General features: G+C 31.6%; 16 protein-coding genes and 1 riboswitch. Of the genes, 12 read left to right on the top strand and 4 right to left on the bottom strand.

Features of this window, described 5'->3' with window-relative positions:
• Window positions 1–3: 3 nt before the first annotated feature.
• From RCH18_RS11020 to RCH18_RS11010, 3 genes are all read right to left on the bottom strand, one after another.
• A complete protein-coding gene (locus tag RCH18_RS11020) occupies window positions 4–504 on the bottom strand; it encodes a GNAT family N-acetyltransferase (RefSeq protein ID WP_326936813.1) in 501 nt (166 codons plus the stop codon).
• 12 nt (window positions 505–516) lie between these two features.
• Window positions 517–924, bottom strand: a complete 408-nt coding sequence (gene tsaE, locus RCH18_RS11015; protein ID WP_326936812.1) for a tRNA (adenosine(37)-N6)-threonylcarbamoyltransferase complex ATPase subunit type 1 TsaE — start codon at window positions 922–924, stop codon at window positions 517–519.
• A gap of 73 nt (window positions 925–997) precedes the next feature.
• Window positions 998–2,551: a T9SS response regulator signal transducer PorX gene (locus RCH18_RS11010; RefSeq protein WP_326936811.1), complete on the bottom strand. Its 1,554-nt coding sequence runs from the start codon at window positions 2,549–2,551 to the stop codon at window positions 998–1,000.
• A gap of 379 nt (window positions 2,552–2,930) precedes the next feature.
• Here RCH18_RS11010 and RCH18_RS11005 point away from each other — a divergent pair, with 379 nt between their 5' ends.
• The 12 genes from RCH18_RS11005 (at window position 2,931) to RCH18_RS10950 (ending at window position 15,798) form a co-directional block, all read left to right on the top strand.
• A complete protein-coding gene (locus RCH18_RS11005) occupies window positions 2,931–4,172 on the top strand; it encodes an HD domain-containing protein (protein ID WP_326936810.1) in 1,242 nt (413 codons plus the stop codon).
• Window positions 4,173–4,290: 118 nt separating this feature from the next.
• Window positions 4,291–5,334, top strand: coding sequence for a UDP-3-O-(3-hydroxymyristoyl)glucosamine N-acyltransferase (gene lpxD, locus RCH18_RS11000; RefSeq protein ID WP_326936809.1), 1,044 nt, complete (start codon window positions 4,291–4,293; stop codon window positions 5,332–5,334).
• Window positions 5,327–6,712, top strand: coding sequence for a bifunctional UDP-3-O-[3-hydroxymyristoyl] N-acetylglucosamine deacetylase/3-hydroxyacyl-ACP dehydratase (locus RCH18_RS10995; RefSeq protein WP_326936808.1), 1,386 nt, complete (start codon window positions 5,327–5,329; stop codon window positions 6,710–6,712). Before lpxD ends, RCH18_RS10995 begins: the two co-directional genes overlap by 8 nt.
• Window positions 6,713–6,784: 72 nt before the next feature.
• Window positions 6,785–7,570, top strand: coding sequence for an acyl-ACP--UDP-N-acetylglucosamine O-acyltransferase (gene lpxA / locus RCH18_RS10990; RefSeq protein ID WP_326936807.1), 786 nt, complete (start codon window positions 6,785–6,787; stop codon window positions 7,568–7,570).
• A gap of 101 nt (window positions 7,571–7,671) precedes the next feature.
• Window positions 7,672–8,238 (top strand): elongation factor P, encoded by a 567-nt coding sequence (gene efp, locus RCH18_RS10985; protein ID WP_326936806.1) that lies wholly within the window; start codon window positions 7,672–7,674, stop codon window positions 8,236–8,238.
• A 76-nt stretch (window positions 8,239–8,314) separates the two neighbouring features.
• Window positions 8,315–9,244, top strand: coding sequence for a UDP-3-O-(3-hydroxymyristoyl)glucosamine N-acyltransferase (locus RCH18_RS10980; protein ID WP_326936805.1), 930 nt, complete (start codon window positions 8,315–8,317; stop codon window positions 9,242–9,244).
• A 1-nt stretch (window position 9,245) separates the two neighbouring features.
• A complete protein-coding gene (locus tag RCH18_RS10975; RefSeq protein WP_326936804.1) occupies window positions 9,246–9,608 on the top strand; it encodes a nuclear transport factor 2 family protein in 363 nt (120 codons plus the stop codon).
• Between the two features lie 95 nt (window positions 9,609–9,703).
• Window positions 9,704–10,576, top strand: coding sequence for a succinate--CoA ligase subunit alpha (gene sucD / locus RCH18_RS10970; RefSeq protein WP_326936803.1), 873 nt, complete (start codon window positions 9,704–9,706; stop codon window positions 10,574–10,576).
• Between the two features lie 143 nt (window positions 10,577–10,719).
• Entirely contained in the window at window positions 10,720–11,142 is a 423-nt protein-coding gene (locus RCH18_RS10965) for a hypothetical protein (protein ID WP_326936802.1), read from the top strand.
• Between the two features lie 110 nt (window positions 11,143–11,252).
• A riboswitch (SAM-I-IV-variant riboswitch) is annotated at window positions 11,253–11,351 on the top strand.
• Between the two features lie 55 nt (window positions 11,352–11,406).
• A complete protein-coding gene (locus tag RCH18_RS10960; RefSeq protein WP_326936801.1) occupies window positions 11,407–12,729 on the top strand; it encodes a Na+/H+ antiporter NhaC family protein in 1,323 nt (440 codons plus the stop codon).
• A gap of 196 nt (window positions 12,730–12,925) precedes the next feature.
• Window positions 12,926–13,672 carry a 3-oxoacyl-[acyl-carrier-protein] reductase gene (gene fabG / locus RCH18_RS10955; RefSeq protein WP_326936800.1) on the top strand — a complete coding sequence of 249 codons (747 nt, stop codon included), beginning with the start codon at window positions 12,926–12,928 and terminating at the stop codon, window positions 13,670–13,672.
• Window positions 13,673–13,770: 98 nt separating this feature from the next.
• A complete protein-coding gene (locus RCH18_RS10950) occupies window positions 13,771–15,798 on the top strand; it encodes a hypothetical protein (RefSeq protein ID WP_326936799.1) in 2,028 nt (675 codons plus the stop codon).
• Window positions 15,799–16,187: 389 nt separating this feature from the next.
• Here the strand turns inward: RCH18_RS10950 and RCH18_RS10945 are convergent, their stop codons facing one another.
• Window positions 16,188–16,919 (bottom strand): YoaK family protein, encoded by a 732-nt coding sequence (locus tag RCH18_RS10945; protein WP_326936798.1) that lies wholly within the window; start codon window positions 16,917–16,919, stop codon window positions 16,188–16,190.
• Window positions 16,920–16,943 lie beyond the last annotated feature (24 nt).

Here is a 16,943-nt window from a genome sequence, read left to right as displayed (position 1 = left end):
ATTTTATGCTGGGAAGCTTTCTATATACATTGTATTTAATTCAAGCTCCATTTTGATATCGGCTCTTTCATAAACGCCTGATTCAAGCTGTACTTCAACAAAGCCAAATTTCTCATATAGATATAGTGCCGTTTTTAAACTTCTATTGGAATATAATAGCAGCTTTTTTATTTTTTTCTCTGTGGCGAAAGCCAAACAATGAAGTAACATATTTCTAGCAATTCCCTTTCCTTGAGCGGAAGCAGTAACAGCCATTTTGTTTAGTTCAAATGTGGATTCATCAATTTTTAATAATGAATATGTTCCTACTATTTCTTCTTCATATTTTGCATAAAAAATAAAACCTCCTTTATCTATAATTTCGTTTTGCGGATTTGATAAAACAATTTTATCTTTAGGTTCTACTTTAAAATACTTTTCTAGCCATTCTAAATTCAATATTTTAATGTGATCTTTCAGTTCAATTGTGAAAGGAATAATCTCGACTTTCTTTTCTATGCTCATAAACACTAATAACTAATTTAATTTTAAAAGACGATTACCATCTGCTAGTAACGAAATTTTAACCACTGAATGAGATTCAGGAATCAAGTTTGGAATTTTTTCTGCCCATTCAATAAAACACCAATTTGCAGAGTATAAATATTCGTCAATTCCCATATCTAATGCTTCACTTTCTTTGTTTAACCTATAAAAATCAAAGTGGTAAATGATTTGATTTGATGCAGTTTCATATTCATTTACTAATGAAAAAGTTGGACTACTTGTAGAACCCACAACGCCAAGACTTTTGCATAATTGCTTTATCAAAGTTGTTTTACCAACTCCCATTTCGCCATGAAAAAGAATTACTTTATGCGGATTATTAGCCAATATGTTTTGTGCAACTTCTTCTATTTGTTGCAATGAAAAATTGATTTCCATGTTTTATTATTCTTGATGCTTTTGTATTTTACTGTTTTGAAAATCTACCCTGTTTGGACTTTAAATTTTTAATTTACTTTGGACTAAAAACAAGAAATGGAATAATCATTTCCTCTAATGAGATTCCGCCATGTTGGTATGTATTTTTATAATAACTTGCGTAATGATTGTAGTTATTAACGTAAGCCAGAAATAGATCATTTTTTGCAAAAATAAAAGAACTACTCATATTTATAGAGGGTAACCCAATTTTTTTTGGATCTTTTTCAGCATAGACATCCTTTTGTTCATAAGTTAGACTACGCCCTGTTTTATAACGCAAATTTAAACTAGTGTTTTTATCACCAACAACTTTTGATGGGTTTTTTACATTAATTGTTCCATGATCAGTGGTCAAAATCAACTTGAATCCCATTTTTTGAGCTTGTTGAATAATTTCTAATAGTGGTGAATTTTTAAACCAACTCAGCGTTAACGAGCGATAGGCTTTATCATCAGATGCTAATTCTTTGACTACGTCCATTTCAGTTTTAGCATGTGATAGCATGTCAACAAAATTATACACAACAGTAACTAAATCATTATTTTTTAGTGCTTTGAAACCTTCTACCAGCTTTTTTCCTCCCGCAAGATTTGTGATTTTAAAGTAGTCTTGTACAATGTTAAGCCCTAATCGTTTTAACTGAGCCGTTAAAAATTCAGCTTCATATAAATTTTTACCGCCTTCCTCGGGATCATTTTTCCAATATTGTGGAAACTGCTTTTCCATTTCAACAGGCAATAAACCAGAGAATATCGCATTTCTAGCATATTGCGTAGCCGTTGGTAAGATAGAATAATAAGGCACTTCTTTTTCAAGTTTATAATAATTGCCTACAACATTTTCAAAAGCCTTCCATTGATCGTACCTTAGATTATCAATTACTACAAATAAAATAGGCTTGTCTTTTTTCTTGAGTTCAGGAACTACTAATTCTTTAAATAGAGTGTGAGATTGAACGGGTTTATCTGCCTTTGGTGCAAACCAGTCTTCATAATTGCGTTCTATAAATTTACCAAATTGTGAATTTGCTTCTGCTTTTTGAGATTCGAGAATCTCAACCATGCTTTGATCGTCAATATTTTCTAATTCCAATTCCCAAAAAATCAATTTTTTATACATTTCAATCCAGTCTTCGTATGAGTTGACCTGAGCCATTTCCATCGTGATTTTTCGAAATTCTTTTTGGTAATCTAAAGTTGTTTTTTGTGAAATTAATCTAGAATGATCTAAATTTTTCTTTAGACTCAATAAAATCTGATTGGGGTTTACAGGTTTTATTAAATAGTCAGCGATTTTCGAACCTATGGCTTCTTCCATAATTAATTCCTCCTCGCTTTTTGTAATCATTATCATAGGAATTGAAGATTTCTTTTCCTTCATTTCTGATAAAGTTTCCAAGCCACTCATTCCTGGCATATTTTCATCCAAGAAAACAACATCAAAATTATTTTCTTCAAAGATAGCAATGGCATCGAGACCGTTATTACAAGTCGTAACTTCATAATTTTTCTTCTCTAAAAACAGTATATGAGGTTTTAAAAGATCAATTTCATCATCAACCCAAAGTATTTTTATTTTATCCATAATTAAAAGGAAATCGTTTATATTGCAGATTTAAAGTGCCAAATTACATTTTTTTGCTGCTTTTATCTACTAATATTATTATAATTTTTCACTTAGGTAAAATGATAAAAGTAAATAATTTAAATAGTTTTCATGAAGATTTTTAAAGTGTCTTTAACTAATTATGCAACATTAGAAACCTTAAAAATTAATAAAAATCTTAAATTTTAGTCAATATTTTGTAGCAATGCATTTACTTTAAAAATTATATAATTTACATCCAAAGAATAATAATTTAAATATTCATATTTAAGGGATTATTTGATATTCAATAGTGCCTTTAAACAAATCAGCAGTTTAGCAAAGAATTCTTATATTTGTTAATCTAAATAAAAATGTAGTGACTCAAATTAATAAGCTCAAGATATTTAATGATCCTATTTATGGTTTTATATCCATACCTAACGCCTTAATTTATGATTTAATTCAGCATCCTTATTTTCAGCGTTTGCGTCGAATTTCGCAAATGGGATTGTCCTATTTGGTTTATCCGGGCGCAAATCATACTCGTTTTCATCATGCATTAGGTTGCATGCATTTAATGCAAAAAGCAGTTGATGTATTGCGTTTTAAAGGAATATTAATTTCCTCAGAGGAGGAAAACGCATTATATATTGCCATTTTACTTCATGATATAGGTCATGGTCCGTTTTCACATGCGATGGAAAGAAGCATTGTTGAGGATGTTCATCATGAGGAAATATCACTTTTGTTTATGAATCAACTGAATATTGAATTCCAAGGACAATTAAGTTTAGCCATTCAAGTTTTTAAAGGTGATTATAATAGAAAATTCATGTTGCAGTTAATATCTAGTCAATTAGATATGGATCGAATGGATTATTTAAAACGAGATAGTTTTTACTCTGGAGTTGCTGAAGGAAATGTTAATTCAGAACGACTGATTCAAATGATGAATGTTGTGGATGACTATTTAGTAATTGAAGAAAAGGGCATTTACTCAGTAGAAAAGTTTTTGATGTCCCGCCGTTTGATGTATTGGCAAGTATATTTGCACAAAACAAATTTAGTAGCTGAATTGATTTTGATGAAAATCTTAAAACGTGCTAAAGAACTAACCTTAAAAGGAGTACTTCTTCCATGCAGTGAGCCATTATTATTTTTTATGCAAAATAAAGTAACTATCGAAACTTTTGATCCAAAAACTTTAGACCTTTTTGCACAGCTGGATGATTTTGATATCATTGGAGCATTAAAATCTTGGCAACGAAATGAAGATTTCATTTTATCGTCGTTAAGCAAAATGATTGTTAATAGAGATTTACTTAAAATTAAATTAACTAGCAAAAAAGTCGCTAGTGAAGAGTTACAACCATTAAAAGAGCGTTTTGCTGAGGAAAATCATATTTCATTAGTAGATGCAGGTTATTTTATTTTTAAAGGTAAAATTAAGAATCAAGCTTATAGCAAAGAAGTAGAGCCGATACGAATTTTAAGAAAAGACAACACAGTTGAAGATGTAATAGAGTCGTCAGATCAGCTGAATTTAAAATCATTATCTAAATCAGTAACGAAGTATTATATCTGTTTTCCAAAACAACTGTTAGAAATCGCTGTTTAAAATCTATTTTTTTATATTTTTGTCAAAATGAAACAAGTTAAAACTTTTTTTTTGAATAGCTACAGGATATTATTTATCAATACTCATCTTATATCTATGAAAAATACAATTCGATAAGATGAAATTTACAGCCGAGCAAATAGCGGGGATTTTAGCAGGAGAAGTTGTTGGTAATCCAATGGTGGAAGTTTTTAGATTGTCAAAAATCGAAGAAGGTGCTGCTGGTTCTCTTACTTTCTTATCAAATCCTAAATATTTAAACTACATATATACTACACAAGCGTCAGTTACAATAGTTAATGACACATTTTTCCCAGAAAACGCTGTCCACACCACACTAATAAAAGTACCTGATGCCTACGCGGCATTTTCAAAACTATTGGAATTTTATAACGAAGTCAAAAATAATAAAAGCGGAATTGAGCAGCCTTCATTCCTCTCTGCCACCGTGCAATATGGTGAGAATTTGTATTTAGGAAGCTTTAGTTATATCGGAGAGAATGTTATTATAGGTAACAATGTAAAAATTTATCCCAATTGCTTTGTAGGTGATAATGTTGTGATAGGCGATAACGTTACTTTTTTCGCTGGTGCAAAAATATATTCAGAATCAATTATAGGAAATAATTGTGTAATTCATTCCGGGTCAGTAGTCGGATCTGATGGTTTTGGCTTTGCGCCAAATCCAGATGGAACTTACACTAAAATACCCCAAATAGGAAATGTAATTATTGAAGATAATGTAGACATAGGTTCTTGCACTACAATTGATAGAGCAACAATGGGATCTACTATTATTAGGCAAGGAGTAAAGCTCGATAATCAGATTCAAATTGCTCACAATGTTGAAATTGGTGAAAATACCGTTATTGCTGCGCAAACTGGTATTGCTGGCTCGACTAAAATTGGTAAAAATGGAATGATTGGCGGACAAGTTGGAATTTCAGGACATTTAACTATTGGAAATAATGTTCGTATTCAAGCGCAATCAGGCGTAGGAAGAAATATAAAAGATAATGAAATCATACAAGGAAGTCCCGCATTTGGATATAATGATTTTAGCAAGTCATTTATTCATTTTAAAAACTTACCAAAGCTTGTAACAGAAATTACAGAATTAAAAAAACAAATATTAAACCAAAAAAATGGAAACAATGGTTAAACAGAAGACCATCAAAGCAGAAATCTCGTTAACTGGTGTTGGACTGCATACGGGTAAAGAAGTGAAAATGACCTTTAAGCCAGCTCCGGTAAACAATGGTTTTACTTTTGTTCGAGTCGATCTTGAAGGACATCCTATTATTGAAGCAGATGCAAATTATGTAGTCAATACACAAAGAGGAACTAATTTAGAAAAATTAGGAGTAAAAATTCAAACTCCTGAACATGTTTTAGCTGCCTTAGTAGGTTGTGATATTGATAATATAACAATTGAACTAAATGCTTCAGAACTTCCCATAATGGATGGTTCATCAAAATATTTTGTTGAAGCATTAGAAACGGCGGGAATTCAAGAACAAAATGCTAAGAGAAATGTGTATGTTGTAAAAGAAGTTATTTCATTTACAGATGAAGCTTCTGGAAGCGAAATTTTAGTGATGCCAAGTGATCATTTTTGTGTTACTACAATGGTAGATTTTGGTACAAAAATTTTAGGTACCCAAAATGCAAATATGAAGAGCATTGCTGATTTTAAAACTGAAATTGCTCAATCTAGAACATTTAGCTTTTTGCATGAATTAGAATTTCTTTTAGAAGAGGGTTTAATAAAAGGCGGTGATTTAAACAATGCTATTGTCTATGTTGATAAGGAAATATCCCCAGCAACAATGGAAAATTTAAAAGTTGCTTTTGGTAAGGATGAAATTACGGTAAAACCAAATGGAATATTAGACAATCTTACTTTACATTATCCTAATGAAGCTGCTCGACATAAACTGCTAGACGTGGTGGGAGATTTAGCATTAATTGGTACAAAAATACAAGGTAAAATAATAGCTAATAAACCGGGACATTTTGTAAATACACAATTTGCAAAGAAAATGGCTAAAATCATCAAAATTGAGCAAAGAAATTTTGTTCCTGTTTATGATTTAAATCTTGAACCATTGATGGATATTCATAAGATAATGTCGGTTCTTCCGCATAGACCTCCATTTTTATTCATTGATAGAATTATTGAAATGTCAGAAAGTCATGTGGTAGGGATGAAAAATGTTACTATGAATGAAAATTTCTTTGTAGGACATTTCCCTGAAGCGCCAGTTATGCCAGGAGTTTTAATAGTGGAAGCGATGGCTCAAACAGGAGGAATTTTAGTATTAAGCACCGTTCCAGATCCAGAAAATTATTTGACATACTTTATGAAAATAGATAATGTGAAGTTTAAGCAAAAGGTTTTACCTGGAGACACATTAATTTTTAAATGTGATCTAATAACTCCAATTAGAAGAGGAATTTGTCACATGCAAGCGAATGCTTACGCAAATGGAAGATTAGTTGCCGAAGCGGAATTAATGGCTCAAATTGCAAAAAAATAATAATTTTTGTTGATTTGATTAATCGATTATTCGATTAATCGGTTAAACATTTAATCGATTAAACAAAAAAAAATGAATCAACCACTTGCCTATGTGCATCCAGGCGCTAAAATAGCTAAAAACGTAGTTATTGAACCATTTACAACTATTCATAACAATGTAATTATTGGAGATGGAACGTGGATAGGTTCTAATGTAACCATAATGGAAGGCGCGCGAATTGGAAAAAATTGCAATATATTTCCAGGTGCAGTAATAGCAGCAGTTCCTCAGGATTTAAAATTTGGTGGCGAAGATTCTCTGGCTATCATTGGTGATAATTGTACTATTAGAGAATGCGTTACCATCAATAGAGGTACAGTAGCATCTGGTCAAACGACATTAGGAGACAATTGTCTTGTTATGGCTACGGCACATATTGCACACGATTGCCACATTGGTAACAATGTAATTATAGTAAATGGAGTGCTTTTAGGAGGTCATGTTACTGTGGGGAATTATGCAATCATTGGTGGATTATCAGCGGTTCATCAGTTTATAAGCATAGGCGATCACGCCATGATTTCTGGCGGTTCACTGTTGAGAAAAGATGTTCCTCCTTACACTAAAGCAGCAAAAGAGCCATTGTCGTATGTAGGTATTAATTCAGTGGGATTAAGAAGACGAGGTTTTACATTAGAAAAAATTAGAGAAATTCAGGGTATATACCGAATTTTATATCAAAAAAATTACAACACAACACAAGCTTTAGGAATTATTGAAGCAGAGATGGAAGCAACTCCAGAAAGAGATGAAATTATTGATTTCATTAGGAATTCATCGCGAGGTGTAATGAAAGGATACTCAGGTAATTACTAGAAAAAGTAATTGGCTACTGACACTTCTTTGTAAGCTAAAAAAAAAATAAAGAAATATAAATCGCTAGAAGTTTAAAGCTAATAGCCAAAACCAAATCATAAATGGCATCAACATCAGACATTAAAAACGGATTGTGTATTAAGTTCAATAATGACATATATAAAATTGTAGAATTCCTTCATGTAAAACCAGGAAAAGGACCTGCTTTTGTGAGAACAAAATTAAGAAGTCTAACTAATGGAAGAGTGTTAGACAATACCTTTTCTGCAGGACATAAAATTGAAGAGGTAAGAGTTGAAAACCATAAATTTCAGTTTTTATATCCTGAAGGTGATGAATTTCATTTTATGAATACAGAAACTTTCGAACAAATTACATTAAATAAAAATATTTTAGATTCGCCAGGATTATTAAAAGAAGGAGAAAATGTAATGATAAGTATTAATACAGAAACTGATTTGCCTCTTTCTGTAGATATGCCAGCTTCAGTAGTTCTTGAGGTCACTTATGCAGAGCCAGGAATTAAAGGAAACACGGCAACAAATGCAACAAAATCAGCAACAGTTGAAACCGGTGCAACTGTAAATGTTCCTTTATTTATAAATGAAGGTGACAAAATTAAAATTGACACTACTTCTGGAAATTATATGGAACGCGTAAAAGAGTAAGTAATTTGATAATTAGAAAATGTGATAATTTGATAATTTTCATATTTTCTAATTAAAACATTTTCTAATTAATATTATGAAATTTCCCAAAGTTTATTCTTTAGAACAAATTGCGATTATTATCGGATGTGATTATAGCGGTGATCGTAATTTCCCAGTAACAGGAATGAATGAAATTCATGTTGTTGAAGCAGGTGATATAGTTTTTGTAGATCATCCTAAGTACTATGATAAAGCCTTGCAATCAGCGGCTACCATTGTTTTAATAAATAAACAAGTCGATCGTCCTGAGGGTAAAGCTTTATTGATTTCAGATGATCCATTTAGAGATTTTAATAAGTTGACACAGTTTTTTAGACCGTTTCAATTTTCAAATGTTTCGATTGCTGCTTCTGCAAAAATAGGTGAGGGAACAATTATTCAGCCAAATTCTTTTATTGGAAATGAAGTTGTAATTGGCAAAAACTGTTTGATACATGCTAACGTATCCATTTACGACCATACCGTAATAGGTGATAATGTAGTTATTCATGCCGGTACAGTTTTAGGCGCCGACGCTTTTTACTATAAAAAAAGAGCAGAAGGTTATGATCAGTTACTTTCTGGAGGAAGGGTAATAATTAAGGATAATGTTGGAATAGGAGCACTTTGTACTATTGATAAAGGAGTTACAGGAGACACTATCATTGGCGAAGGTACAAAGATTGACAATCAAGTACATGTAGGACACGACACGGTGATAGGTAAGAAATGTTTGATCGCTTCTCAAACGGGTATTGCTGGTTGTGTGATAATTGAGGATGAAGTTACCATTTGGGGACAAGTGGGAACAACAAGTGGAATTACGATAGGCGCTAAGGCAGTAATCTTAGGTCAAACAGGAGTTACTAAATCTGTAGAAGGAGGAAAGTCTTATTTTGGTACACCAATTGAGGAATCAAGAGAAAAATTAAAACAGTTGGCCAATATCAAGAAAATACCAGAAATCTTAAATAAAATAAAATAATATGTCTGCTAAAGAAATTGTTAAAAAATTTTATAAGTCGGATGCCTTAATTGACGGTGAGGTATTAAAGGAATTTTTACATCCTGAAATAATTGTCGAATGGAACAGCAGTCGAGGATTTGTTGAACTTGATTACAAGGCTGTTTTAGAGTTATCAGGTGAATTAAGTAAAGCGTATGTTCGATCGAAAGTTCGCATTAGTCATATTGTTTGTGAAAATGATATGGTTTCTTTGCGATATTCACATTATGTCAAAACTATTGAAAATCCAAGAGAAGAGATGTTGTTAGCTCATTTTATGGTTATTTGGCAAATAAAAGACAATAAATTATTCCGAGGTTACCAAATGAGTCAATTGTCTTAATTTTATATCAAAAAACTAAATAGTGCATACCCATTTAGTGCTTACAATTTTATACTTTTGCGTGACGATTTAAAAACTACATAAAATAATATATCATGAGTGTTTTAGTTAATAAAGATTCCAAAATAATTGTTCAAGGTTTTACAGGAAGTGAAGGTACGTTTCATGCTTCTCAAATGATTGAGTATGGAACAAATGTTGTAGGTGGTGTAACTCCAGGAAAAGGAGGATCAACTCACCTTGACCGACCTGTTTTTAACACTGTAAAAGATGCTGTTGAGCAAGCGGGAGCTGATACAACTATTATATTTGTTCCACCAGCTTTTGCTGCTGATGCAATTATGGAAGCTGCAGATGCAGGTATTAAAGTGATTATCGCAATTACTGAGGGAATTCCTGTTGCTGATATGATAAAAGCAAACAGTTATGTTAAAGAAAGAAATGCAAGATTGATTGGACCAAACTGTCCAGGAATCATAACTCCAGGTGAAGCTAAAGTTGGAATTATGCCAGGTTTTGTTTTCAAGAAAGGTACAATTGGAATCGTTTCTAAATCAGGGACTTTGACATATGAAGCTGCTGATCAAGTAGTAAAACAAGGATTAGGAATTACAACAGCTATTGGTATTGGTGGCGATCCAATCATTGGAACAACTACTAAAGAAGCTGTTGAATTATTGATGAATGACCCTGAAACAGAGTGTATAGTTATGATCGGTGAAATAGGTGGGCAATTAGAAGCCGATGCTGCACATTGGATAAAAGCTGACGGAAACCGTAAGCCAGTTGTAGGTTTTATTGCAGGTGTTACCGCGCCTCCAGGACGTACAATGGGTCACGCAGGTGCAATTGTAGGTGGATCTGACGATACTGCTGAAGCTAAAAAACAAATCATGAGAGAATGTGGAATCCATGTTGTAGATTCTCCAGCTGAAATTGGTAAGAAAGTAAAAGAAGTATTGGGTTAAACCAAAATAGAGTAATTGAAAAAATACCTCGCGCTCTTGTGGGGTATTTTTATTAAAATACATTGTTAGATTATTCTTTCGAATAGTAAATAATTAATAAAACACTTTAAGCCTGTGCGCTTTTGTGATAAAATATAAAAAATATGTATAAGGAATTAAAAAAATTTAAAGTATCTAATCAGTTTTCATTTTCAACTGAAGACAGTTTAGCTGAAGTTTGTAACGCTTCTGAAGGATCAGGAGTATTTCTAGTTTATGCTGTTAGAGAGGAGAAGGAGTTAATCATGGTAGGTTCAACTGGCACGATTCAAAATGATGGAACTTTAAAAATTAAAAATGGTGGCTTGAAAGATAAAATTGTTGAAGGACATCAGTTTGCTAAAACAGCTAGAAAATTTTCGTGGCCAGCACAAATGAAAATTGAAGATATTTCTACTCTTGAGGTGGTGTGGTATGAAACTTTTAATGATCAAACTAAAGTAATTCCAACATTTATTGAAGGTCAAGTTTTACAAAATTTCTTAGATGAAAACGGTAGATTACCAAAATGGAACGTAGCATTTTAAATTATATTTACCTAAATTTAATACTTAAAAGGCTTTACTTTAGTAAAGCCTTTTTTTATGATATAAAGCGAAATTTTAAATTGTTTTACTGAAAAAAACATTACTTTTGTCGCCGTTATCACGAATCTCTTTGATGGAGATAGCAACCTGCAACAACAAGCAAGGTGCTAAAACGATAAGCCAAATCCTTTGGAAAAAATGTTGTTTTTATTCCTGTTTTGCTTTTTTGTTATTTGTGGTACTAAATTAATTTAGAAATTGATTATGACAACTAATGCAAAAAATAATGGTAATCCATTTGCTTTAATTCCATTACTTATTTTTATTGCCACTTTCTTAGGAATAGGTATTTGGCTCGATGATTTTTATGCCCTTCCTTCACCAATTGCCGTTTTAGTGGGTATCATTACTGCCTTTATACTTTTTAAATTTCCTATGGAGGAAAAAGTTAGCCTTTTGATAGCAGGTTGTGGAGAAAGTAAAATCATTACAATGTGTCTTATTTATTTACTAGCGGGAGCTTTTGCAGTAGTTAGTAAAGCTACTGGCGGGGTAGATGCTGTTGTTAGTCTAGGAATAAATAATATAGATGTAGCTTATTTTCCTCTAGGTATATTTTTAATTGCTGCATTTCTTTCTACAGCCACAGGTACTTCAGTGGGAGCAATAGTCGCTATTGGACCTATAGCCGTAAGTTTATCCGAAAGGAGTGGCCTTTCTTTACCTTTAATTTCTGGTGCGTTGTTAGGAGGATCTATGTTAGGCGATAATCTATCGATGATTTCCGATACGACAATTGCAGCCACGCAATCATTAGGCTGTAAATTAAAAGATAAATTCAAGATCAATTTGTTTATTGCATTGCCTGCTTCATTAATTACAATTATGGTGTTTTTTTATTTAGGCCTAAACTCTGAAATTGTAACGGTTGCTATTCCCACAACTTCTTTCAATTGGATTACTATAATTCCATATATATTAGTGATTGTATTAGCGGTGTCTGGCGTTAATGTTTTTTCAACTTTAATAATTGGAACTTTATTTGCAGGATTTATCGGGTTTTATCAAAATAATTTTAGTCTTTTGGAATTTACGCAAAAAATTTATGAAGGTTTTACCAGTATGACCGATATTTTTCTACTTTCTATGCTTACGGGCGGATTGGCTGCTATGGTTGATAAAGCTGGCGGGATTGATTATGTTTTAAATCAGATAAAAAAACGGATTAAAACTAAGAAATCTGCCCAAATGGGTATAGGTGCATTAGTTGGTTTAACTAATCTAGCAATTGCTAATAATACGGTATCCATTGTAGTTACAGGTTCAATTGCGAAAGAAATTAACGATGAATACAACCTAGATTCAAGAAAAACCGCTACAATTCTTGATATTTTTTCGTGTGTAATTCAGGGTATTCTGCCGTATGGAGCCCAAGTGCTTTTGATCTTAAGCTTTGCAAATGGTAAACTGACTTTTTTTGATTTACTTAACAATGCATGGTATCATTTATTCCTTCTTATTTTTACGTTAGTTGCGATTTACGCTAATTTTTGGGATAAATGGTTTGCTCGCATTTTTAAGAACTAAAGTGATTATGTCTGGCAATGTTAATAATTTCAAATTTTTTTTAAAAGGTATTTATTATATATTTGACAGTTGGTAGCAAGCTGGGATAAAAGTGAAAATCCTTTTATTATTATAGAAAAAAATATAAAGGATTGTAGCCTTCCCAAGCGTGGGGATGGGAACAGATTCAAATAAAAAATAAACAAAGTCTTATAATATGAAATTACTAGAAGGAAAAGTTGCAATAATTACAGGTGCAAGTCGTGGAATAGGTAAAGGAGTTGCAGAAATTTTTGCAAAACACGGTGCAAATATTGCTTTTACATATAGTTCATCTGTCGAATCAGCTAATGCGTTAGAAAACGAATTGAATGCACTTGGAATTAAAGCAAAAGGATATCAATCTGATGCAGCCGATTTCAATCAAGCTCAAATTTTTGTTGATGCAGTACTAGCTGAATTTGGAACGGTAGATATTTTAATTAATAATGCTGGAATTACTAAAGACAACTTACTAATGCGTATGTCTGAAGAAGACTTTGATAAAGTGATTGACGTTAATTTGAAGTCGGTTTTTAACATGACCAAGGCTATTCAGCGCACTTTTTTAAAACAACGTTCTGGTTCTATTATCAATATGAGTTCAGTGGTAGGCGTAAAAGGCAATGCAGGACAAACGAATTATGCGGCTTCAAAAGCGGGTGTCATTGGTTTTTCTAAATCAGTAGCTTTAGAACTCGGCTCGCGAAACATTCGTTGTAATGTAATTGCGCCAGGATTTATCGAAACTGAAATGACAGCTAAACTAAATGAAGATGTGGTGAAAGGATGGAGAGACGGAATCCCATTGAAACGCGGCGGAACTACAGAAGATGTAGCTAACGCTTGTTTGTTTTTCGCATCTGATATGAGTGCTTATGTGACTGGTCAAGTAATGAATGTTTGCGGAGGAATGCTGACATAATATTCAATTCAAAGATTGTAAAATTTAAAGATTTTAATATTTTTAAATAGATGATTGGTTAATTATCTCTATAATCTTATACTTTTTATTCTTAAAATATGACAACAAACAGCATTCTATTATTATTGGTTTCTTTATTAATAGCAGCCGTATTGTCTTATTTTCAATACCTTTATAAAGCCAAAAACAAATCTAACATAGGTTTGTTTTTGGCTTTTTTACGTTTTTTATCCATTTTCTGTATTCTACTATTATTGATTAATCCAATAATTACCAAGAAAACATTAGAGATCGTCAAAACACCTTTGCCCATTGTTATAGATAATTCCAGTTCTATTCCTTTTTTAAAGGCGGATGCCAAAGTTCGTGAACTCTATAAAAAAATAAAAGCTAATCCTGATTTACAAGAGAAATTTGAAGTGCAATCCTATCAATTTTCAGATGGTTTTGAAGCTTCGGAATTATTTAATTTTAAAGGGAATCAGTCCAATTTAGAGCTTGTTGCAAAAAATCTAAAAAGTATTTATAAAAACAAAAATTATCCAACGGTATTGTTATCTGATGGAAATCAAACTTCGGGTAATGATTACGTTTATAGTTTTGGAGATGTAAATAAAGTTTATCCTATTATCCTCGGCGATACTACTACTTTTTTAGATTTTAAAATAAATCAGCTTAATGTTAACAAATATGCTTTTCATAAGAATAAATTTCCTGTAGAAGCTTTTTTAAATTACTCAGGAACTAAAACTGTAACAGCTGATTTTGTTATTTCTCAAGGAAATTCTATTATTAGTAAGCAATCCATTTCCTTTACTTCTTTAAAAAAAACTGCAAGTGTAAATATTCTTTTACCGGCTGATAATATAGGAATACAAGTTTTTAAAGCGAGTATCTCGTCATCAGAAAAAGAAATAAACACGTACAACAATACGAAGAATTTTGCTGTTGAAATAATTGATCAGAAAACAAACATCGCTATTGTTTCGGCAATAAATCATCCTGATTTAGGAGCTTTAAAAAGAGCAATTGAATCCAATGCGCAACGTAAGGTTACAATCCTAAAGCCCAATGATGTTAAAGCAGCACAGGATTATAATGTGGTGATTTTATACCAACCTACCACAGCATTTAAAACGGTATTTGAAAACAATAAAGTAGCTGGAGTAAATACTTTTATAATTACTGGTAATAGTACTGATTTCAATTTTTTAAATCAGCAACAAAACGATTTGGAATTTAAAATGAGCGGTGGGAAAGAAGATTACCTGACGGTTTTTAATTCTCAGTTTAATTTATTTGCGACAGAAAATATTGGGTTTGAAAATTTGCCACCATTGCAAAATGCTTTTGGATCAATTTCTATAAATGGTATTGTATCTATTATGCTTTCGTCTAAAATTAGAAATATAGAAACTAATTCTCCTTTGCTTGCTTTTACAGAAAATCAAAGTAAAAGAGCTGCTTACTTGCTGGGTGAAAATAGCTGGAAATGGCGATTACAAACGCATATCAACCATCAATCTTTTGAAAAGTATGATATTTTTATTGATAAAATTATTCAATTTTTAGCTTCAAATACCACAAAAAAATCGCTAGTAGTGGAGCATGAACGTTTTTATAATTTTGGTGATGCGTTAGAAATTACGGCTCAATATTTTAATAAAAATTATGAATTTGATGAAAAAGCGCGTTTAACTATTGCAGTAACTAATAGCAAAACGAAACAAACTAAAAATTACGATCTACTAAAAGGAAATAACTTTTACAAAGTAAATCTTGACGGACTTAAAGCAGGAGCTTATAACTTTACAGTGAAGGAATTAGTTTCCAACTCTACTTATTCCAGCAGTTTTGAAATTCTTGATTTTGACATTGAAAAACAATTTGTAAATCCCGATGTAGAAAAGCTAACGCAATTAGCTTCACAAACACATGGCAAAGAATTTTATCCTGACCAAATAGATGTATTAATTAAAACACTTTTAGAAAATGATGAATACAAAGCAATCCAAAAAGATATTGTAACTAAAACACCGTTGATTGATTGGATTTGGTTACTAATTATTATCGCCAGTTTACTTGCAACAGAGTGGTTTGTTCGTAAATACAATGGCTTACTTTAAGCAATTTTAATTATTAATTTACCTCAGTATTACATTTATTACACTAAAATACATTCCTAAAATTGTAATACTATCGAAAAAAGCAGATAAGCAAATTTAGGGGATTTCTATGTGCCAATGCTTTTTGCTTTTACGATTTTTCCTAATATTTAGGTAATCATGCAGTATAATTAAGTTCAGTTGCTATTAAAACCACTATTAATAATAGAAATTAGTATTAAAAAATATAACTAATTTACGTTACTAACGCTTAAGCTTATTTTTTCTTAGTGGTTTAAAAAAAAATGATAGGGTCTGCTTTAAAAAATTACCTAGGAACAGAATAAATGTTCAAATCTATATTTGAATTGTTATAATTGCCTTCAAAAAGTAAGATTAATAACATTTTTTTAATGCCTTAAAGTTCGGCGCTTTATAACATGAAATTGCAAACGAATATAATCGTATAAAAGTGCCAACAAAAGGAATGCAACTGCAATAAAAAGCGTTTTGATCTGTAATTTATGAAAGGCGAAACCACCTAAAAAGCAACCAAGAAAAAAGAAGGTAATAATAGAGATTCTAAGGTAAATGCTCTTTTGTAATTTTTTATTTTCAACTGGTTTTTTGTAGAAAAATAATTGTGATAATTCAATTCCTAAATCGGTAAAAAGACCAGTTAAATGTGTAGTTCTAACAATCGATTGCGAAATTTTTGTTACCATAGCATTTTGCATTCCCATTGCAAAAAGCATTGAGAAAGCGATCCATTTTCCTTCAAAACTCGTTAAGTCGGTTTTTGATCCAAAAAAACCAACGCTCATTAATATTAACATTTCAAGCGAAATAGGAATTACGTGAGATAAATCGGGATTATTTTTAGAAGAAAGTTCAGCTAATAAACTGGAAATAAAAGCACCTAATAAAAAGAATAGAGTCAAAATAAAAAACGTTATGGCCGCTTTGTAATCTCGTTTCATTATTTCCTCGGCAAAAAAGGCAAAATGACCTGTTACGTTCGTAGTTAAGGTTTGTATCGATAATACTCCGGTAATATTCACTATTCCAGCAACAAATGACAATAAGGTGGCTAAACGTAGATTATGGATAAAAGTTCTGTTTTTTCCTTGATGTCGAAACATAGTAATTATTTTCTATTTATTTAA

Origin of the sequence: Flavobacterium sp. PL11 (assembly GCF_035985025.1) — a bacterium.
In the GTDB taxonomy this organism is placed as follows: Bacteria; Bacteroidota; Bacteroidia; order Flavobacteriales; family Flavobacteriaceae; genus Flavobacterium.
The sequence above is the reverse complement of the archived record's forward strand: the minus strand, read 5'-3'. Positions and strand labels throughout refer to the sequence as shown.